Below are 21,051 nucleotides of genomic sequence, written 5' to 3'. Positions count from 1 at the left end.
GAGCGATAAAAATAGATCAAAACAGCACCGCCACTACATCCACGACAAGACCTGCATAATACCTTTTATCGGTGGCCGGTCGGAATAATCTTTGCCGATATAGCGATAGCGGATGCGCCCCCGCTTATCAATAATAAAAGTCGCCGGGCGGGCAATCCTCTGTTTGGGATGGAGTACATCGAACAACCCGATCACCCGGCGCTCGACGTCAGAAATCAATCTGAATCGAACCCCAAGCTCTCTTGAGGATTTGAGGATCTTCAACTCATCATCCGTGCTCACAGCAATGACTTCGGTGTTGAGTTGGGTGAATTTCTCTAAATACTCCTGGAGCTGAACCAGCTGCCTTTGGCAAAAGCTTCAAAAATGGCCCCGATAGAAGACGAGCAATAAATTCTTCTCGCCAATGAGTTTTTCAGAGTTAAATCCTTGTATCTCGAATTGAGGCGATTTATCGCCAACCTTCAGGGATGAGGCCGAGGAAAAATGCGGCACGAGAAGAGTTGAGACAAGGGAAAAGAAAAGAAAGACAGCAACACGTAGCCCTTGACCGTAAACTGCAGATGCAAAGCGATATCCAATCATCGGGGAAAAGTCTCCGATTCCAGTTATTTCGGCGGCTTAATTTTTGAGATGTTAATCCTTGCCCTCGCGGCTGTAAACTGGTCCTGATTTCACTTTATTGACGTATTTGGCCGTCTGTGACAAGTTCCCCGAATCAACTTCGCCCGACGCCGGTTATGCTTTGAAAATAAACATCATGCCTGCGAGCGGTCTCAATGCTTCATATCGGGTGCCCAGCTCAGAGAAGCTGTACGCCCAAGTTGCCCATCTCATCTGCCCTGCAATGCTTCTCGCATTGATGATTAGCGGGGTTTTCCTCACAGGATGCGGAAGCGACCCCACGCCACCGGGCCGCAATATTATCGTCGGCCTCGAAAGCAACCCCACCCAACTCGACCCGCGTCTCTCGCAAGATGCCGTATCAGGACAAGTTCAACGCTTCATCTTTAACCGCCTCATATCCCGAGACGAGAACAACAAACCCCGGCTCGAATTGGCCGAGAGCTGGGAGCGCCCCACCCAGCTTATCCATCGTTTCCGAATACGCCCGAACGTTCGTTTTCACGATGGCGCTCTCCTTACCTCGGCCGACATCAAATACACTTTCGATTCGATTCGAGATCCCGCCCTGGCCTCACCCCACGCGGCAGGCCTCCGCGAGTTGGACAGGATAGAAACCCCTTCGCCGGACATTGTTGTTTTCTATCTCAAGGAGCCCTCGGCGGGTCTCACCGATTCTCTCATGCTGGGCATCGTGCCCCGAGGCGCCGGAAACGCCGGGAGAAAATTCGGAGAAAACCCGGTAGGCACGGGACCCTTTCGATTCACGCGCTTTGATCAAGACGAGCGCATCGAGCTCACGGCTAACAATAAATATTTCGCCGGTCCACCAAAATATGATCGTCTGATTTTCAGGATACTGCCCGAGGAAACCGTTCGTATCCTTGAGCTTGAAAGCGGCGGCCTCACCATGATTCAGAACGCCTTCTCGCCCGACATCCTCCCCCGGCTCGCGGCCAATCCGAGGCTGAAAATACTCAAGCGCGAGGGAACCAATTTCACCTACCTGGGTTTTAATATGAACGACCCCATCCTGTCCCGGCTCAAGGTGCGCAAAGCCATTGCGCACGCAATCGACAGGAAACCCATCGTCAAACACATCCTAAAGGGGCTTGCCACCCTCTCGGACAGCCTGCTTCCGCAAGAGCATTGGGCCCACCCCAAAGGGCTGCCCAGCTACGACCACAACCCTGCGCTCGCCAAAAAGCTTCTTGATGAGGCGGGATTTCCCGATCCCGACGGGAAAGGCCCCCTCCCGCGCTTCACCCTTGTCTACAAAACTTCGCAAAATGAACTCCGGCGGCGAATCGCCACCGTCATCGGCAACCAGCTTCGGCGCGTGGGAATTCATATGCGTGTGCGAGCCTACGAGTGGGGAACATTTTTCGGCGACATCCGAAGCGGCAACTTTCAGTTGTACAGCCTGACCTGGGTCGGCATCTCGGACCCTGATATTTACCGCTATATATTTCACAGTCGATTCACCCCGCCAAACGGTTTGAACCGTGGTCATTATAAAAATTCGCGGGTCGACGCGTTAGTTGATGAAGCGCGCTCCCTTGTGGAGCCCGGTGAAAGAGCCACACTTTATGCCAAAGCCCAGCGACTCATCGCTGGAGAGCTTCCATACGTGAACCTCTGGCACAGCGTAAATGTTGCCGCCATTGACCGCCGGGTTTCGGGATACCGGGTTTATCCGAACGAGGACCTCATATCCTTGGCAAATGCGCGCCTGGCCGAACCAAGCGAAAAAGGACGATGACATGCGTCGTTATCTGTTAAAGAGGCTCGTGCTTCTCGTCCCCGTACTCTGGGGGGTCGCCACCCTTGTCTTCGCCGTGACGAACATTATTCCGGGCGACCCTGTGGACCTGATGCTGGGTGAAACGGCCCGCCCGGCCCAACGCGAGGTGCTTAGAGAAGCCCTGGGACTCAACCGGCCCCTCGCCGTCCAATACAGAGATTATTTGACTGGCCTTCTACAAGGAGACATGGGCACCTCGCTTCACAAAAAGAGGCCCGTCGTAGAACTCCTGGCCGAACGGATTGGGGCCTCGGCCGAGCTAACCCTCGCCGCCCTGGCCATCGCCCTTTTAATCGCCCTTCCCCTCGGGATACTCGCTGCCAGGAAGGCAGGCTCAGGGACCGACCTCGCCGCAGGGGGGCTCGCCGTTCTCGGCGCCAGCATGCCGGTTTTCTGGCTCGGTCCACTACTCATCATCTTTTTTTCCATCAACCTGGGTTGGCTCCCGGTTTCTGGCAGGTCCAGCCCGCTTAGCCTTATCCTCCCGGCCTTCACCCTTGGAATGGCTTTGTCCGCTATTTTAATGCGCATGACGCGCTCAAGCCTCCTGGAAGTTCTACCCCAGGATTTTCTCGCCACAGCGCGAGCCAAAGGATTGAGCGAGGGGCGGGTACTCTGGCTCCATGCCCTGCGGAACGCATGCCTTCCGCTCATCACGATTCTAAGCCTACAACTCGGCGCCTTGCTCTCGGGCGCCATCATCACGGAAACCGTATTCGCGTGGCCGGGCGTTGGTCGGCTGACAATTCAGGCAATCGCCGCTCGCGACTACCCCCTGGTTCAGGGCTGTGTTCTTTTCATAGCTTTCGTGTATGTAGCTGGGAATCTGCTAGCCGATATTGCCTATGCATGGCTCGACCCGCGTGTGAGGCTCGACTGAGATGCGGCGCAACCTCTCCATCTGGGCCGGTGCCACGGTTCTGGGCTTTATTATTATCGCCGCGCTTGCTGCACCGCTCATCTCACCGCACGACCCTTTCGCCCAACAGCTCGCCGATGGCCTTTCAAAAAATACATGGGAACATCCTTTCGGCCAAGACAAACTGGGGCGCGACATTGCCAGCCGGGTGATTTACGGCGGAAGAATTTCCCTCACAGTCGGTTTTGCCGCCGTGTTCATATCGGTGCTGGTCGGCACCATAATCGGGGCGTTGGCAGGATATTCGGGCGGGCTCTGGGATGAAGTGTTGATGCGTGTGACGGACGTGTTCATGGCGTTTCCGGGGATACTTCTCGCCATCGCGCTCATGTCTGTTCTGGAGCCCCGAGTGGCGAATGTGGTGTTATCGCTGGCCGCGTTCGGCTGGGTAGGCTATGCGCGCCTTGTACGTGCGCAGGTGCTCTCGCTCCGGGAGCGCGAATATGTCGTCGCGGCGCGCGCCACTGGGGCCAGCCCCATCCGGGTGGTCGTCAGGCATATTCTCGCTAATGTGATCTCTCCCGTCATCGTCGAGGCAAGCTTCGGCATGGCTGGCGCCATAGTGGCGGAGGCAGGGCTCTCGTTCCTGGGGCTCGGGGTTCAGCCACCGGATCCGAGTTGGGGCGCCATGCTGGCCGAGGGAAGAGACTTTTTACTCATCGCCCCCCACCTGACGCTCTTTCCGGGAATTGCACTCGCACTGACAGTGATGTCGCTAAATATCCTGGGAGACGGCTTGCGCGACTGGCTGGATCCGGCTCAAAAGAGATAGAAGAAGTACCACTTTTTTTCTTTTTTCTTCTCGGCCTTTTTCTTCATACTTTTCTGAACGGGCTTTTTTTGTGGCAACGGAATTTTACTCATCTTGACAATCTGACCATGCGGTCTTTGCGTGCTTCGCCTCTCATCGCGGAACAAACTTTTAAGGCGCAGGTTATGACATTCGAGACACTCCTTCGCCTCTCTAAAAGCGCTTCCTTCCGGATATTTCGTTATTACCCGAACCATGTGCGCATCAGCCAAAAAATCCGCATGGATATGACAACCCTGACAATGGTTGGTCACCACGATATTCGCCTCGCTCGGAAGCAATTCTCGCTTCAAGGCCCGCTCAATGGGCGGGCGGGAGCAGGCGGTCACGAAAACCATACTTGCCATTAATGCCATCAAAAAAATTTGGCGCCTCATTAAAACACTCCATTTTTCAAAAAACTTCCAACACCAGGAAAATCCGAGCAGCGAGGAAGTATAAGGACCCCCGGGGAAATTGGTCAATTTGCCCGAGGAGCGTATTGCCATAAATAAAAGCTATTTTTTCTTGGCCCTACGGTAGCGGGCCATATCGTTCAGGACACTCCGCCACTTTTTGTCCCGCCAGTTGGGATTCACATCCACAGCATTCTGTATGGCTACAAGAGCCTTGCCAATATGCCCGCGCCTAAAATACTTCGCCGCCCGGCCCTGATAGTAGCGAATCGGGGTATCGCTCCCCGACTCGACTATCGCCCGGCCCAATTCGACTTCACGCGCCTGCGCGCCGCCGCGCTCGGTGAGGCTTAGCCAAAGCCAATAGCGGGCTGCCTGATGGCCAGGCGAAATTCGCATGGCTCGCTTAAAGTGATGAATCGCCAGCGAAACCTGCCCTCGGCGGCGGCGAATCAAGCCCAGGCGATATTGGGCAATAAATGAATCCGGTTTGCTCTCAACCGCCTTTTCGAGATGAAAGAGCGCGCGCTCAACCTCGCCCTTGGTAAAAGCCATTCTCCCGAGCGCGATTCGGCTTTCCGCATGACCTGGCCGAATTGTCAGGGCAAGGCGGAATGAGGCTCGGGCCTTTTTTATTTTTCCAAGTTTCTCATAAGACCGCCCCAGGGCGGCATGAGCCGGAAAAAGCTTAGGGTCTTTGACCACCGATTTTTCCAAGAGGAGGGCAGCGGCGGAAAAATCCCCACGCTTCATCTTCTCGCGCCCCAAATTGTAGAATCCGATGGCCGCTTTGCTTTGGCGCGAAACATTTTTCTTGGCCGCAGACGACTTCGCCTCCTTGAGAGCAGAGGACGGCGACTCACCCTTCGTTGCACATCCGGCGAGAAAAAAAAGGAGGATGAAGCTAACAAGTAAAGCGAAGCGCTTCACTTTAAATTTTCTCGCGAGCCCATTTTTCGCTAACAGCTTTTTGTACATAAGCAACAATCGTATCGAGCGGGGTTCCTGGCGTAAAAATCTCTGATACGCCGCTACCTTTGAGCGAGACAATATCCTCTTCAGGAATTATTCCGCCACCAAACAGAATGACATCGTCCATTTTCTGGGCGTCGAGCAATTCTCTGATCTTCGAGAAAAGAAAATTGTGGGCCCCCGAGAGGATGGAGAGCCCCACCCCGTCCACATCCTCTTGGAGAACGGTGGCGGCTATCTGCTCGGGGGTCTGACGAATCCCCGTGTATATTACTTCCATCCCGGCGTCCCGCAGAGCGCGAGCAACAACCTTGGCTCCGCGATCATGGCCGTCAAGACCGGGCTTGGCCACCAGGATTCGGGCTCTTTTCTCCACCACAAGCAATCCCCCGTAAAAAAGACATCGCCGTGATTCTAACATTTCAGGGGGCATCTCCAACCCGCCGCCCCGCGTTCACAACCCAGGCTTTTTTACCAATATTCTTCTGTAACAAAAGGAAAAGGGAGGGCACCATGCCCTCCCCTATTCCAAAATACACTTACTCGACTCTATTTATATAACGAGTGAAATTCATCACCCGCTCCACTAACGAGTTACGGGCCCTTCACGATGCGTTTCGCGATGCCCGGCGATAGCCTTTCTGCCTCGCCGAGAAAATCGAACTTGAAGTTTTGGGCCACCTTTTGAGGATCGCGACCCTCGCCATGCCAGAGACCGAAAAAAGTCCACTCTATTTTTTCATCAAAGGGCTCGGGGGTGATTTTCCCCTCTTTTCTGAGCGCTACCATGATCTTCTCCGCCGGAACGGCATACTTGTTGTTATAGGCGTTGAGGATGTGGTCGGACTGCGCGAAAAAGGCTTTTACATAGTCGGGCCCATGGCAGGCGCCGCAGGCGCTGAACATATTTTTGCGCTTTCTGTCGGCATTTTTGAGCTTTTTTGAAATAACCGGGCGATGGGCCCTGGCGACGCGCAACCCGACGTCATGCGTAACGGGCAGGCTTTTAGTTGCGCTCATGTGACAGGTCGCGCAGGTCGGAGCGGCGCTATAGTCTTTTCCGGCAACCCATTTGGCGCTTTTCAGGTTCATCTCGCCAGAACGCATCCGGTAAGTCAGGCCATGTTTGGAGTCGTCATACCCCTCCACCTGCGGATGCACGATGCCCGTATGGCACTTGGCGCAACTCTCGGGCTGGCGTGCCTGGGCGACGGAGAACTGATGCCTCGAATGACAGGAGGCGCAATTGCCTTTGCTGCCATCGAGGTTGATTCGCCCCACGCCGGTGTTGGGCCAGGTGGCAGGATGAATTCGGCCATCCTTGAGCTTCCTCACCTTGTTGCCGTGGCACTTCTGACAACCACCGATAGCCGCAGACATCCCGGCGGCCACGCCACGAAAACTGTCAAGGTTGCCGATGGACTCGGCTGCCCGGGCATGGGCGCTGGCGTCAAACTCCTTGACTTGCGCCTCATGACACCTGGCGCAATCCTTGGGCGTTGGGATAACCGCGACCATCGATTCCTCGTGCTCCCAGGCATCGGGGTCACCTTTTTTGGCCTCATGGCAGTCCATGCACCCAACGCCGAGCGTGGCATGGCGGCTATCCTTCCACTGAGCAACAACGGCGGGCGATTTTTCCTCGTGGCACTTCATGCAACTCAGATTCTTTTGAGTCACCACCGCCTTCGCTTTCTTCTCGGGAAGCAGGCGTTCGCTCTCGATATACCCCACGGTCAACAATGAGGCTAAAAAGAAAAGACTGATAATCGCCACCACCAACTGCTTGGCCTGAAAGTTCACAGGAAACACCCTCCGTTCATTTTCGCAATAACCCTTTCAGGATGAACATCGCCGATACAATGAGAACGGCAACACCGATGATAGAGCTAACAAAGGCCACCTGTCCCGATAAGCCTTCGATAAGAATGAGCATGATTATCATCAACGATGCGGCAATGCCGACATAGATGCTGATATCCTTGCCCGGAAATCGTCTCTCGATGGCAGCATCAACCCAGGGCCACGCGAACATAGTCGTAACAATAACCAGAAGACTGATAATACCTGTTTTAAAAGAAAACAATTTCAAAAACCTGAAAACCGGGTAGAAATACCATTCGGGCTTGATGTGCTCTGGCGTAACAGCGGGATTCGCCGGCTCGCCAAGATGTACGGGAAAAATGATGGCCAGCTGGCTGATAAGGTAAATTAAGAAAACCCCGATGGCCAGCTCTGTCATCAAATGGTCCGGGAAAAACGGGAAAAAACGCCCCGAACCTTCATCAGAATCCCCCTCGCCAGTGTCCTCGGCATCGCTAACTCCGTGAAGCCGAAGAAGGAAAAGATGCAAGGCGATTAACGCCACCGCCGCCATCGGCAGCAAGCCAACATGAAGAACATACATGCGGGTCAAAGTATTCGCCGAGATGACCGGCCCGCCCCGCAAGAAACCGGCGGCAAATTCGCCGACCACCGGTATGGACGCGGTGATATTCGTTCCCACCACCATCGCCCAGTAGGAGAGTTGGTTGTAGATAAGTGAATAACCCGAGAAGCCGAAGGTGAATATCGTAACCAGAAGCAACATGCCAATGAGCCAGTTAAGCTCGCGCGGCTTTCTGTAGGCGTTCGTAAAAAACACACGGATCATGTGTAAAATTACCGCGACCACCATCAGTTCACCCGACCAGCGATGAACGCCGCGAACCCACCAGCCAAACGGCGCCTCCTGGGTGATATAGCGAACCGACTCATACGCCTTATCCGGGTCGGGAACAAAATAAAAAGTGAGCGCGATGCCCGAGAGCATCTGAATCATGAAAAGATAAAGCGGCGTTCCGCCAAGGCAAAACCACCATTTGTGCATGTGACGCGGAATGGGCTCATCAAGGGCGTGCTTAAGAGAGCCCCAATCAAACGGAATGCGCTCGTTTATCCAGGTGGTGATTTTCTCAGACAAGGGCTCAGGCCTCTCTCATTGTGACGAAAATGCTGGAGCCACGAATTTCCACAGGATTTTGGGCCAATGGCGTAGGCGGCGGCCCGGACACAGGGTTACCGTCAGCATCGAACACGCCATCGTGACAGGGACAAAAGAAAGTCTTATCGCCCGGCTTCCAGTGAACCTGGCAGCCTAGGTGGGTGCACGATGTGGAAAATGCCCGAATATCACCGCCGGCCTTAACGAGCAGAAATTTCTGCCCGGCCAGGTCGGCGCGCACAATACTCCCCCCTTCGGGAACATCAGCAACGGACGCCACAAGGACCTGAACTTGTCGGGGCGGGCTCTGCCTTCCAAACAGATACCGCAATCCATAAATCGCCGCCGTACCGTAGCTAACCACTAGACCTGCAATCATGCTTAAAGCAATCATTGCGCCGCGGCGCTCGATATTTTGTTCCTGCGGAGGCGAGGATTCAGAAGAAGACACTCTGGCAATCCCTTAAATAATCTGAGTGGAGCGTAGTTGCTGAAATCAATTTCTCTAGAATAGTATCAATCACTCTTGCAAATCAACTAATCGACGCCCTAAACCTCGAACGATTAACATGCCAAAGTCAAATCATGGACTTGGGCAGAAAATAAGCCCACTTGCTTCGACAATTTCTCGAAAACGGTATTTTCAATTCCTGTAATTTATCCTCAAGCCGTTGCGAAATCACTCGTGTAGCTGATAACTTGTATGCTACTGCTCTTAAGAAAAGTCTATATATGAATAATTTCGTATTGGTTTGCGATTCACGAGGAAGGAAAATGAATGTTTCCGCGTAAAAACATATGCCGAGGCTTCTCTGGCGCATTAGTTGTTACCTTCCTGGTTTTTTTCGCTATGGCGTTTTCAACAGGCAGCGAAGCACAAACCGTCGTCAAAACCAGCCCGGAAAAAATATTCGAGTGCACTACCTGCCATAATCCGCACGAATTCCCGAAATTCGCGGCTACCGCCAAGTGCCAAAGTTGTCACACCGAGCAGGTCGAAAACTTCGCCACTCACATATTCCCGATGTATCTCCTGGCCGTGGTTCCCCTGATTTTCATGTTTCACGGAATCTGGTCGAGATACCGGCTATGGCGTCTGGGCGGTGCGGAAAACCGCCTGGACCGCATACCCGAGCGCATATGCGGCATATTTGTAGAGATATTCGGCTACCGGCGCCTGCTGCGGGATGCCTATCCGGGCTTCATGCACCTATTTATTTTCTACGGGTTTCTCGTCGAGTTGCTCGCCACCGGTCTTCTCGCTTTTCAGGAATGGTCCGGCATTCATTTCCTTGTGGGCAATACTTATCTTTGGTTCTCTCTATTAACCGACACATTCGGCTTAATTGGCCTTATCGGAATTGGAATGGCTATATGGCGGCGCGCTGTCATTCGCCCAGATCGCATCAATTCGGTTTTGGACGATTGGATCGCGATATCGCTGCTGGCTCTTATCTTTATTCAAGGCTTCGTTGTCGAGGGCGCGCGAATTGCCGCCACGGAGTTGAGCCAAAACCCTTCGGTCGCTGTATGGTCGCCGGTTGGCTATGTGGTGGCGCTGTTCATGAAAAACTGGGGGCCTGATTTCCTGGGAGTCTTCCATCGTGTTCAGTGGTGGTTTCATGCGGCAACGGCATTCACTTTCCTGGGCTATCTGGGCTTCGGGAAAGTCAATCACGTCTGGTACGGCATCGCTAATATCTTTTTCCGCAACCTAGACTCTAGCGGCAAGCTTTCCTACTTCGATATTGAAGGCATGATGGAAACCGATCCTGAGGCCTTAGAGACGCTCGGAACCGAAAGAATTGAACAATATTCTTGGAAAAACCTGCTTGATTTAGATGCCTGCACAAACTGCGGTCGTTGCGAAAGCGTTTGTCCGGCCTATGGCTCGGGCGTCCCCTTAAGCCCGCGCAAGCTCATCCGCGACCTGAAGGACCACCTGACTCAAACAGGCCCGATTATCTTAAAACATCGTGCCGCCCAAGCTGAGGCTGGAGAAAATGGCGGCGAGGCCACGCCACCTGATACAGCGCCGCTCTTCGGGGAGGCGCAAGAGGAGGGCCTTCAGCCAGCTATCTTAGAGGAAGTCCTCTGGGGCTGCCGCACCTGCGGCGCCTGCCAGCGCGAATGCCCGGTTTTCATCGAACATATCCCCAAGATGGTGGATATGCGCCGCTATCTGGTGATGATGGAATCGAAGATGAGCGATAACGCGCAACAATTCCTCAAGAACATGGATGAGAAGATGCATCCCTGGGCAGGCGCCCAGCACAACCGCGAGGAGTGGTACGAGGATCTAGACGTCAAAGTCCTCGGCAATGGCGAGAAGGCCGAATATCTTTTTTGGGTTGGGTGCACGGGCTCGATGATCGACCGAAATATTTTGGTCAGCCGCGCCATGGTAAAAGTCCTCCAGGCTGGCGGGGTGGATTTTGGTATCCTCGGCCCCGAGGAGGTTTGCACGGGCGACCCGGCGCGGCGGGCGGGCGGAGAGTTCACCTTTCAAATGTGCGCCAAGCAAAACATTGCGACCCTCGACGGCTACGGGGTGAAGAAAATCATCACGACCTGCCCGCACTGCTTTAACACCTACAAAAATGAATACCCCGACTTTGGCGGCAACTACGAGGTCATCCACCACACCCAACTGATTAGCGAGCTGATAAAAGATGGCAAGCTGAAGCTTAAAAAATCGCTTGAGTCACTCACCTACCATGATCCTTGCTACCTGGCTCGCCATAACGGCGTTGTGGATGAGCCCCGAGAAATTCTTCTTCAGATCGCGGGCAAAGGAGAATTCAAAGACCTTGAGCGGAGCAAGGACAGGGCGCTGTGCTGCGGCTCGGGCGGCGGCTACGCCTGGATGGACGACGACCCGACGAAACGAATCAACCACACGCGGCTTGAGGACGTAAAAGCTTGCGGCGCCAAAACGGCTGCCGTCTCATGCCCGTTCTGTATGCAGATGTTCGACGACGCGCTTAAGGCGCTGGACCCGGAAAAAACTATACGGGCCGCCGATATCGCAGAACTCGTCGCCGAGGCGCTTGAGGATTAACCTGCACTCAAATACTTCCTTGTTTATAAAGGGAATCCCCCCCTCTCCTTGCGTTAGTTAACGGGTCAACCCATATTTACCTTTATGCCCTCCCTGCACTTTCTCTCCATTTTTGGAGGATACGAGGATGCGCCACCTCATAACGCTCTCCATCGCCACCGCTCTTTTGCTGCTCTCGCCTGCGAATGTCCTTACACAAGATTTAGCGCGTCCCCTCAAAGAAAGGGTTGATTCCGGGCACACCCTTTTTCATATGAAGGGTTGCTCGAATTGCCATTCCCTCCAGAAAAAAGGGGGGCCAACTGTCGGGCCGAATCTGTCGCGAATCACCGTCTGGACCTCCCCCGTCCTGGGGGCGGCCGTCATGTGGAACCACGTGCCTTTAATGGCAGAAACCCTCAAAAGTAACGGGGTCAGATGGCCAGGATTTCAAGGCGAGGAGGTCACCGATATCTTCACCTACCTCAACTCCTTGAGCCAAAGGGATGGCGGCGCAATCGCCTTTCGGGCGAACACGGCGCATGGCAAATCTTTTTTCGAGGAAATTGGTTGCCAAAGATGCCACGGGAAGCCTTTCGATGGGGGTCATTATGGGCCGGATCTTGGAAGGGCAGCACGGCAAATTAATAATGTGAATGAATTCTCCACCCGAATGCTTCGCCATGCGCCGCTGATGATTAAGCGGGCCAAGGCCGAGGGATTAGCGTGGCCCCGCCTCAACGGCCACCAGATATCGAGTATCTTCGCCTATCTTAAGTCCCTCCCATTTGTGAGGCGGTTTTAGCGCATTTCTCCTCATCCCCTTGCTGGAGACCTCCCCTAGGGGCATGATGAACAGGTTCTTCCGAACATCATCAAATGCCACGGAGGTAGCCTTCATGTCCTCGCTTCAAATTCTCGGCCCCGAGGAAGTTCTTTCTCGCCTAAAGGGACTGCGCGAGAAACAGCCCGTTAAATTCTCGGCCTTCTATTCAAGCCATATCGGCGGCGTCGTCACCGACCCTGCATTGATGGTAATTCCTTTTGACGATCACATGGTTCATCGCGGACACGGAATTTTCGACACGGCGGCAATTGTGGACGGAAAAATTTACGACCTTGAGGCGCATCTTGACCGGTTTCACCGCTCGGCTGCGGCCTCGAAATTAACACTTCCCTGCGAGCGCAAGGAGATGCGCGAAATCATTATCCAGACAACAGCCGCCTCTGGCCAGAAAAATGGCTCGATTCGCTACTGGATGTCATCAGGGACCGGCAACTTGGGTCTTGTTCCCGCCGCCGATGCTGAGTCCGGGTTTTTCGTTATGATTTTTCCGGGCCTCGCCTACGATGATTCCTACTACACCGACGGCATGCGGGTGATGACCACGACTTTCCCGATAAAACCGCCCCTTTACGCGAAAACAAAAAGCACAAACTATTTACCCAACGTTCTGATGCAATTAGAAGCCAAGGAAAAAGGGTTCGACAACGGCGTTTTCACCGATACCGATGGCAACGTCGGTGAGGGGTCGAATATGAACATGGCATTCGTCACCAAGGACGGGATTTTGAGACACCCCCGTTTCGACAACATTCTGTCTGGCTGCACCGTTCTTCGCCTGCTCGAGCTTGCTCCCGTTTTGGTCGATCAGGGCGTCATCAAGGGAATCAAGATAGGTGATATCCCGGTCGAGGAGGCAAAAAATGCCGCCGAAATGATGCTGATAGGGAGCTCAATATACGTTGCGCCGGTTGTGGAATGGGACGGAAAAACGATCGGCAACGGTAAACCCGGACCCGTCGCAAAAGCCATGCGTCTACTTCTTGAACAGGATATGAGAGCTGGGGAGGGAAAATTAATCGACGTGCCTTATTAGTTTTCTTCTAAGGCCAATTTTAAAATTTTCGCGAAGCGAATTAACTGGTAACCTATTGAATATTTGTCCTCGGTTTGATCCCCTTGAAAATAATCTAGTTGAAGTTGCCCATTAGGTTTTCCTTATAACTATTAAGTAAAAAACCACCTTAAATCATGACGCTAGCCGAGCAGACTGATCTTATGTATAATAAGCATTATACAGATGAGGCTACGTTTTAAGGTCTTCCCTATAGGGTTGCCTGTCCTCGTTTCCCGCGGGTTAGTTTCACCGCGTGCAAAAAAATCGCAACGAGTTTACAGGCATTAAAAACGCGGGAAATGAACATTCATTCCAGCTCGGGTTAGTTGTCGTCAAAACCGGGTGGCTTGAGGTAAAGCATTATGAGCAGACCATCGACTACATCAGAGAGCTTTGATTATTCTCCTGTTATTCCTATACCCGATCACAAATCAGGGCAAGCCAGAAGGCACCTCAGCCATCTTAATTCTGGGCCGCATCATGTATTTCCGGCCAGGCCATTTCGTGTGTTCACCGCCCGCCAGTTAGATAACATCCCTCAACTTAAACTCCTCACCGCAGAGCAACGCTTTGCCATGAAAGTGGTCTCCAGTGTTCTCCCGTTCCGGGTAAATCAGTATGTCATCGACAGTCTCATCGATTGGAACAATGTCCCTGAGGACCCCATATTCCAGCTGACATTTCCGCAACCCGGAATGCTCGCCCCAGAGCACTTCGAGCGAATAGGCGATCTTTTCAAGAAAGAGGCATCGAGAAGCGAAATAGATTCGGCCGTATCCGAAGTACGGGTTGAGCTCAACCCCCACCCAGCCGGACAACAACAACTCAACGTACCTACCCTGGGCAATGAAGAACTAGAAGGGATGCAGCATAAATACCGGGAAATCGTACTCTTCTTCCCAAGCCAGGGGCAGACATGCCACTCCTATTGCACCTTCTGTTTTAGATGGGCTCAGTTCGTAGGAGATAAGGAGCTTCGATTTGCCTCAAGCGAGGCAAAAAATCTGCACGACTATCTAGCGGAACATCCAGACGTAACCGACCTGCTCCTCACCGGCGGCGATCCGATGGTTATGAAAACACGGAACCTGGCCGATTACCTGGATCCGCTCGCCAGAGACAGCCGCCTTGCTCACGTACAGACAATAAGAATCGGCACTAAATCCATGACCTTTTGGCCCCATCGTTTCGTCACTGACGACGATGCGGACGATATGCTTCGGTTGCTGGAGCGTATGGTAAAGGCTGGCAAACATGTGTCTCTAATGGCCCACTACAACCATTGGCGTGAGATGGACACCGATATCGCCCGCGAGGCCATTCGCCGGGTGCGGGAGACGGGGGTCGTTATTCGCAGCCAAGGTCCCGTACTCGCCAACATCAACGATGATGCGGACACTTGGGCAAAGACCTGGAGAACCCAGGTCAAGTTGGGAATAATTCCCTACTATATGTTTGTGGAAAGAGATACCGGAGCGCGTCGCTACTTTGAGATCCCGCTGGTGAAGGCATGGGAAATTTATAGAGATGCGATGAAACAGGTTTCCGGTCTGGCGCGGACAGCACGCGGCCCGAGCATGAGCGCAGAGCCCGGGAAGGTCGAAATTCAAGGCGTAACCGAAATCAACGGGGAAAAAGTTTTTGTTCTAAGATTTATACAGGGCCGAAACGCAGATTGGGTTCAACGTCCATTCTTTGCGAAATTTGATGAAAAAGCCACATGGCTGAACCATCTCGTCCCTGCATTCGGTGAAGAAAAGTTTTTCTTCGAAGATGAATTTCAAGCCATGAAGCAGGAAAAAACCGAAGCCACCTTCAGCCAATCGATCTCATAGACCTACGGCACACCACATCTCCTAATGCTACATCGTTTGAATGCTGCTACCCCTTAAACCTTACTTTTTCGGTGGATTATGAATAGCGTTGCCATGTACATCATGGGCGGCCTCCATAATCGCTTCCGAGAGCGTGGGATGCGAGTGAATAGTATCTCCAAGTTGCGAGGACGTTAAATTATTGCGCATGGCCACGGCGGCTTCATGAATCAAATCTGCTGCGTGCGCGCCCACGATATGAACACCTAAAATAGCGTCATCACCCGCATCGGCAATCACTTTCACTTCACCTGAAATCTCCCGTTCGGCATGGGCCTTTCCCAATCCCCTCATCTGGAATCGCCCAATACTCACCTCGTGGCCAGCGTCTCTTGCCTGCTGCTCGGTGAGGCCTACGACACCAACTTCGGGGTATGTGAAAATTCCCGCCGGAATCCCTTTGTAGTTCATAGCAACATCTCCCCCGGTCGCATTTTCAACCGCGACGATGCCTTCTGCCGATGCCACATGGGCAAGCATCATGCCGCCTACCACATCTCCAGCGGCATAAACACCCGGAACATTTGTCTCCATCTTCTCATTCACCGGGATATCGCCCCGCTGGCCAAGTTCGACACCGATTTTTTCCAGGCCAAGATTATCGGTATTGAATGTCCTCCCGATCGAGACCAACACCAGATCCGCGCTGATATCTTCGCCATCTTCAATATGGGCGACCATATCGTTTCCAATTTGCTCGACCTTGAGAATTTTCTTTCCTGTTAAAAGCTTTATTTTTTGTTTCTTCAGTTCACGCTCGATCAATTTCGAGACATCTTCATCTCCCAGCGGCAGGGCACGATCCAGCAATTCCACCACGGTGACATCCACCCCCATCTCGCGGTAGAAGCATGCAAATTCACAGCCGATTACACCTGCCCCGATAATAAGCAGGCGCTCTGGCAACTCTTTGAGATGCACCGCCTGGTCGCTAGAAATGATTCTTTTCCCGTCGATGGGAAATACGGGTATCTGGGCGGGGCGTGCCCCAGTTGAGATAAGTATTTTTTCGGCGCTAATCTCCGATTCGCCGCCGCCGCTCTTTACGCGAATCCGTCCCGCGCCCTCGATGGAAGCCTCTCCCTCGACATGCTCAACCTTGTGCACTTTGAAAAGTCCGCCAATCCCCTTCACCAGACCTGTCACGATCTTATCTTTTTGCTCAATCATGCGGGCCAGATCAGCTTGAACCTCACCCGTGATCTCTATTCCATAATTGGAGGCGTGCTTGATACTTCGATAGACATCGGCGGCGCGAATCAGGCTCTTGCTGGGAATACACCCCCAGTTTAAACATGTGCCACCCAGCGCACCCCGCTCGATAACGACACACTTGGCGCCCCGCTGGGCCGCCCTGACCCCTGCAACATATCCCGCAGGACCTCCACCAATCACCGCAAAATCATAATTCGTATCCGACATGACACCCCCAGGAGCCTGAAAAGTTCATAAAAATGGCAGGGAAAACACACCCCATTCCTTTACACGAATAGTTCAGTAACACCAACCACCCTAGATTTCTTCCTATTCCCTTTAACTTCATTGACCGATCAATACCGCACCCGATAGGATTCCCCCGCTATTTTAAATCCTTTTGAGAGGAAACTTGATGTCAGAGCGCGTATTAATCACCGGAATCACAGGGTTCGTTGGCAGCCATCTGGTTGACTACCTCCTGACCCTGGACGACGTCGAAGTGTACGGCATGCGCCGGTGGCGCAGCCGAACCGAGCACATTGACCACCTGAGCGACCGCGTCAATATCATTGAATGCGACCTGCGGGACCAGAGCTCCGTCAGCAAAGTATTGTTAGAAATCCGGCCCCAAAAGATTTTTCATCTGGCGGCCCAGAGCTTTGTCCCCACCTCCTGGAGTGCGCCCGAGGAGAGCCTGCACACCAACATCATCGGAACGCTTCACTTGCTCGAGGGCATCCGCCAGGCCGAGATCGACCCTTTGATCCAGATCGCGGGCAGCAGCGAGGAGTACGGCCTGGTCCTTCCCGATGAGGTCCCCATCCGGGAGACGAATCCGCTCAGGCCGCTATCGCCCTACGCGGTCAGCAAGGTGGGCACAGACCTGCTCGCCTACCAATACCACCAAAGCTATGGAATGAAACTCGTGCGCACCCGCGCCTTCAACCACACCGGCCCCCGGCGCGGCGACGTTTTCGTTTGTAGCAATTTCGCCAAACAGATTGTTGCCGCCGAGAAAAAACAACGAGAGCCCGTTATTCATGTCGGCAACCTGGAGGCGAAGCGCGATTTCACGGATGTGCGCGACATCGTAAAAGCCTACTGGCTCTCTCTTGTGCACGGCGAGCCGGGCGAGGTCTACAACATCGCCTCGGGCACGACATGGACTATTCAACAGGTGCTCGACATGCTGATTGCCAGGGCGAACATCGAGATCGCCGTCAAAGAGGATCCGGCCCGGATGCGCCCCTCGGATGTGCAAATACTTCTCGGCGATGTGTCGAAATTCCAAAATACCACGGGCTGGAAACCCGAAATACCCTTCGAGCAAACCCTGCAAGATATTCTAGATTACTGGCGAGAGCGTTTATGAAAGCCCTGACTATGGGTAGCGCCACGATCTGGTAGGATAGCGTAAAAGGAGAGCAAAACCTTTATTGAATGGGGTTGAGCCCGACTAGATATTTCATATATATGAAGAGGGTGTTTTTCTCATTTTAACGCAAAATTTGAAATGGAGCTTCATTTCATGGAAAAGATCGTTGTAACGGGTGCGGGCGGTTTTATCGGGCATCATTTTGTTAAGTATCTAAAAGCGAAAGGCTATTGGATTCGCGGCGTTGACATCAAAGAGCCCGAATACGAAGACACCCAGGCTGACGAGTTCAAGCTCTTGGATCTCAGGAGATGGGAAAACTGCCTTGAGGCTGCAAAGGGCGCGGACCACGTATACAACCTGGCAGCGAACATGGGCGGCATCGGATTCATCGAAACCCACAAGGCCGAAATCGTCCACGACAACACCTTAATCAACATTCATATGCTGGACGCTGCCAGGGAACGCGGCGTCCAAAAATACCTCTACACCTCCTCGGCCTGTGTTTATCCGGGCTACATGCAAAACGATGCCAACGTCACCCCCCTCAAAGAAGAGGACGCCTATCCTGCCGACGCAGAGGACGGCTATGGCTGGGAGAAACTCTACGCCGAAAGATCCTGCCGACATTACTACGAGGATCACGGACTGAACACCTACGTCGTGCGGTTCCACAACATCTTCGGCCCACTAGGATCCTACGACGGTGGCCGGGAAAAATCCCCCGCCGCGATTTGCCGAAAGGTCGCACTCGCAAAAGATGAGGACACCATCGAGGTTTGGGGCGACGGCGAGCAGACAAGGTCCTATTGCTTTGTTGACGACTGCATCGAAGGGATTCATCGCCTGATGCAATCCGACTTTCACGAACCCTTGAACCTGGGCCAGGATCGCATGCTCACCATCAACGAACTTGTCGATATTGTCGCTAATATTGCCGGAAAAAAAATCGGCAAAGATTACGATTTAACGAAGCCACAAGGCGTACGGGGGAGAAACAGCGACAACGACAAGCTGCGAAAAGTCCTGGGCTGGGAGCCTGGAATATCCCTCGAAGATGGCCTCGATAAAACCTACGGCTGGATATGCGAAAAACTCGCTGAGGAAGGCAGAATCTGAAAAATTCTTCGATGCGTTTTCCCCTGGATCTTTGTTCTCAAGAAAAGATTCAGTTCCCCAGTCTCATAGATTTTTTAGCTTCGTCCTGATCTTAGTTTTTTTTCTAGAAATAATTTAATTCGCTCTCAAGCAGCCCCCTGCTTCATACTTTTCCCCGTATTTTTCTCGGCCTTGACCCTTACGTGCCGTGGCCCCCTCGCTTTCCTTTTCCTATCTGGCCTCTAATGCATTCCTTGAGATGAATGAGGGCATATTCTACATTTCGGATGAACAGTGAATGGAATCCTTCGGACCTCTCCACCCTCAAATTCCCTGTTTAACAGGGAAAGTACAGGGAATTAACAGGTAAATTTATGGATTTGGCGGGGATTTCAGACCTGAAAATTCGGGTGTCATGTAACGGTGAATTAGTTTTCGCCATCCACACCCTCGTAGGCAGTGCTACAACTATCTGGTAGGCAGTTTTCGTGTCGCAGATGTTCGAAAGTCAATCGAACCAAGAAGGGAGTCCATCTGTGATATCGATCAAAGTTTCGACCTTTTGGTTTGTTGTTTTACAGCAGAATGAACCCAGAACGTCAACCGCGCTCAAGGTTCAGGATTTCGGGATTGCGCCCGATGCCCGGAGGATGTTTTCCGGAAGGGGCCCTACTTGTCCCATGGAATGTTCATAGCGGACGGTCGGGGCCGAGGGATTGAATGGGATGTCCAGCCTCCGGCGCACGTCTCTTTCGACCCAATCCCGCAGTTCGACCAATCCTCCCTGACTCAGGTAATCGGTGTATACGTAGGACTTGTACCCCCCCCCCCTCCGGGTCGCCTTTGTAATAATCCGCGACCGAAGAAAAGTCGAGTTCGACTTCGTGCAGGGCATCCCCATTGTAGGTGTAGGTCCATACGTTTTTTTCGGTCTCGTGGGGAACGGCGTGATCGAAATAAGGGGTACCGGGATAGGAGGTGATGATGGTGACGTCGAAATCGTCCGGCTCGGCCTCGAGGAGCCAGTCATGGGTGTCCTTGATGGTTTCCTCCGATTCGCCAGGGTGTCCGATCGACATCAGGGCCTTGACCTTTAGATCGTGACGCCGGGCGATTTCCATGCACCGGGTATTTTCCTCCCGGGTCGCGCGCTTGTTGATGTTCTTGAGAATTCTCGGAGAGCCGGACTCGAACCCGACGAGGATCCAGCGAAAACCGGCCCGGTGCATGGCCTCGGCCTGCTCGTCGGTGAGAAGCTGGGATTTGAGGAAGCCTCTGAGACGGAATTCCGTACCTAGACGTTCCTGCGCGTCGGAAATCAGGTTCATCAACTCGATCATGTTGGGATTCACATTCAGTTCGTCGTCGTACATCATGAATCCCTTGATGCCGTATTCTTTGTGCAGGTGGACGATTTCATCGACGATGTTTTGCGAGGATCGCTGCCGGATTTTCCTGAAGGCCGAAGACTCCCGGCCACCGCAAAATCCGCAGTTGAAGGGGCACCCTAACTGAGCGATCAGGCTGAGCGCTCTTTCTCCGTCGATGTGATACTTGTAGCTGTCCACCTCGACCAGATGGCGCGCCGGAAACGGGGATTCCGTGAATTTTCCGTTTGTGAGCCACAGGGGAGAGGCGGGATCGTCGGCATCCACGACCTTGGGGGAGAAGGGCTCTAGCGCCTTGAAAATGGCGTCCTCGCCGTCCCCGGTGACAATAACGTCGAACGCTTCGATGAGCTGGTGAAAGGATTTCGCGGCCCGGCCGTCTATCCCCAGTTTTTGCTCGCGCTTGTAGGCGGCGTTAACAAGGGTGGCGTGGGGGCCTCCGAGTATGACCTTCGCGCCGGGGGTGTTCTCGCGAATATGCGATAGGATTTTGAAAGCCGAGGGTAGCTGGGGGGTCGTGGCGGTCAGACCGAATGTCGTGCATTCGGTTTGGGCGAGATACGTATCCAGGGCGTCCCCGTAATTCGAGATACCCGATAGATCGAGAAATTCTACCGCATGGCCGGATTGCTCCAGCGATGCGGCGACCTTGAGAATTCCCAGGTTCATG

At 53.3% G+C, this 21,051-nt stretch carries 18 protein-coding genes and 1 pseudogene; 9 read left to right on the top strand and 10 right to left on the bottom strand.

Annotated elements, in window-relative coordinates; translation table 11 throughout:
• Window positions 1-33 precede the first annotated feature (33 nt).
• Together HOJ95_18460 and HOJ95_18455 are read right to left on the bottom strand one after the other, a co-directional pair.
• On the bottom strand, window positions 34-342 hold the full coding sequence (locus tag HOJ95_18460) for a peroxiredoxin family protein (GenBank protein ID MBT6396677.1): 309 nt from the start codon (window positions 340-342) through the stop codon (window positions 34-36).
• An 18-nt stretch (window positions 343-360) separates the two neighbouring features.
• On the bottom strand, window positions 361-585 hold the full coding sequence (locus tag HOJ95_18455; GenBank protein ID MBT6396676.1) for a hypothetical protein: 225 nt from the start codon (window positions 583-585) through the stop codon (window positions 361-363).
• Between the two features lie 175 nt (window positions 586-760).
• Here HOJ95_18455 and HOJ95_18450 point away from each other — a divergent pair, with 175 nt between their 5' ends.
• The 3 genes from HOJ95_18450 to HOJ95_18440 are packed head-to-tail and all read left to right on the top strand — an operon-like array spanning window position 761 to window position 4,119.
• The gene (locus HOJ95_18450; protein ID MBT6396675.1) at window positions 761-2,386 is read left to right on the top strand and encodes an ABC transporter substrate-binding protein; all 1,626 of its coding nucleotides are present in this window, start codon (window positions 761-763) and stop codon (window positions 2,384-2,386) included.
• Window position 2,387: 1 nt separating this feature from the next.
• Entirely contained in the window at window positions 2,388-3,308 is a 921-nt protein-coding gene (locus HOJ95_18445) for an ABC transporter permease (GenBank protein ID MBT6396674.1), read from the top strand.
• Window position 3,309: 1 nt separating this feature from the next.
• Entirely contained in the window at window positions 3,310-4,119 is an 810-nt protein-coding gene (locus tag HOJ95_18440) for an ABC transporter permease (GenBank protein ID MBT6396673.1), read from the top strand.
• Here HOJ95_18440 and HOJ95_18435 read toward each other — a convergent pair.
• The 6 genes from HOJ95_18435 to HOJ95_18410 all read right to left on the bottom strand — a co-directional run bounded on the left by HOJ95_18435 (window position 4,107) and on the right by HOJ95_18410 (window position 8,959).
• On the bottom strand, window positions 4,107-4,535 hold the full coding sequence (locus tag HOJ95_18435) for a hypothetical protein (GenBank protein MBT6396672.1): 429 nt from the start codon (window positions 4,533-4,535) through the stop codon (window positions 4,107-4,109). The genes HOJ95_18440 and HOJ95_18435 overlap by 13 nt on opposite strands.
• A gap of 120 nt (window positions 4,536-4,655) precedes the next feature.
• Entirely contained in the window at window positions 4,656-5,483 is an 828-nt protein-coding gene (locus HOJ95_18430; protein ID MBT6396671.1) for a tetratricopeptide repeat protein, read from the bottom strand.
• Between the two features lies 1 nt (window position 5,484).
• Window positions 5,485-5,910, bottom strand: coding sequence for a cobalamin B12-binding domain-containing protein (locus tag HOJ95_18425; protein MBT6396670.1), 426 nt, complete (start codon window positions 5,908-5,910; stop codon window positions 5,485-5,487).
• A gap of 209 nt (window positions 5,911-6,119) precedes the next feature.
• The gene (locus HOJ95_18420; GenBank protein ID MBT6396669.1) at window positions 6,120-7,328 is read right to left on the bottom strand and encodes a hypothetical protein; all 1,209 of its coding nucleotides are present in this window, start codon (window positions 7,326-7,328) and stop codon (window positions 6,120-6,122) included.
• Between the two features lie 16 nt (window positions 7,329-7,344).
• Window positions 7,345-8,487 (bottom strand): cytochrome bc complex cytochrome b subunit, encoded by a 1,143-nt coding sequence (locus tag HOJ95_18415; GenBank protein MBT6396668.1) that lies wholly within the window; start codon window positions 8,485-8,487, stop codon window positions 7,345-7,347.
• Window positions 8,488-8,491: 4 nt separating this feature from the next.
• On the bottom strand, window positions 8,492-8,959 hold the full coding sequence (locus tag HOJ95_18410) for a Rieske (2Fe-2S) protein (protein ID MBT6396667.1): 468 nt from the start codon (window positions 8,957-8,959) through the stop codon (window positions 8,492-8,494).
• A 327-nt stretch (window positions 8,960-9,286) separates the two neighbouring features.
• On the opposite strand from HOJ95_18410, the gene HOJ95_18405 reads away from it, so the two are divergent.
• From HOJ95_18405 to HOJ95_18390, 4 genes and pseudogenes are all read left to right on the top strand, one after another.
• On the top strand, window positions 9,287-11,569 hold the full coding sequence (locus HOJ95_18405) for a 4Fe-4S dicluster domain-containing protein (GenBank protein ID MBT6396666.1): 2,283 nt from the start codon (window positions 9,287-9,289) through the stop codon (window positions 11,567-11,569).
• 127 nt (window positions 11,570-11,696) lie between these two features.
• On the top strand, window positions 11,697-12,353 hold the full coding sequence (locus HOJ95_18400; protein ID MBT6396665.1) for a c-type cytochrome: 657 nt from the start codon (window positions 11,697-11,699) through the stop codon (window positions 12,351-12,353).
• Window positions 12,354-12,447: 94 nt separating this feature from the next.
• The gene (locus HOJ95_18395) at window positions 12,448-13,428 is read left to right on the top strand and encodes a D-amino-acid transaminase (protein MBT6396664.1); all 981 of its coding nucleotides are present in this window, start codon (window positions 12,448-12,450) and stop codon (window positions 13,426-13,428) included.
• Window positions 13,429-13,940: 512 nt separating this feature from the next.
• Window positions 13,941-15,284: pseudogene (locus HOJ95_18390) on the top strand (lysine 2,3-aminomutase).
• Between the two features lie 60 nt (window positions 15,285-15,344).
• Here the strand turns inward: HOJ95_18390 and lpdA are convergent.
• Window positions 15,345-16,745: a dihydrolipoyl dehydrogenase gene (gene lpdA, locus HOJ95_18385; GenBank protein MBT6396663.1), complete on the bottom strand. Its 1,401-nt coding sequence runs from the start codon at window positions 16,743-16,745 to the stop codon at window positions 15,345-15,347.
• 187 nt (window positions 16,746-16,932) lie between these two features.
• Between lpdA and HOJ95_18380 the strand changes: the two genes are divergently transcribed.
• Together HOJ95_18380 and HOJ95_18375 are read left to right on the top strand one after the other, a co-directional pair.
• Window positions 16,933-17,892, top strand: coding sequence for a GDP-mannose 4,6-dehydratase (locus HOJ95_18380; protein MBT6396662.1), 960 nt, complete (start codon window positions 16,933-16,935; stop codon window positions 17,890-17,892).
• A 156-nt stretch (window positions 17,893-18,048) separates the two neighbouring features.
• Window positions 18,049-19,014 carry an NAD-dependent epimerase/dehydratase family protein gene (locus HOJ95_18375; protein MBT6396661.1) on the top strand — a complete coding sequence of 322 codons (966 nt, stop codon included), beginning with the start codon at window positions 18,049-18,051 and terminating at the stop codon, window positions 19,012-19,014.
• A 668-nt stretch (window positions 19,015-19,682) separates the two neighbouring features.
• Here HOJ95_18375 and HOJ95_18370 read toward each other — a convergent pair.
• Window positions 19,683-21,051 (bottom strand): B12-binding domain-containing radical SAM protein (locus tag HOJ95_18370; GenBank protein MBT6396660.1); only part of this gene is annotated, 1,369 nt, incomplete at its 5' end.

It is taken from the genome of Nitrospinaceae bacterium (genome assembly GCA_018669005.1).
In the GTDB taxonomy this organism is placed as follows: Bacteria; UBA8248; UBA8248; order UBA8248; family UBA8248; genus UBA8248.
The sequence above is the reverse complement of the archived record's forward strand: the minus strand, read 5'-3'. Positions and strand labels throughout refer to the sequence as shown.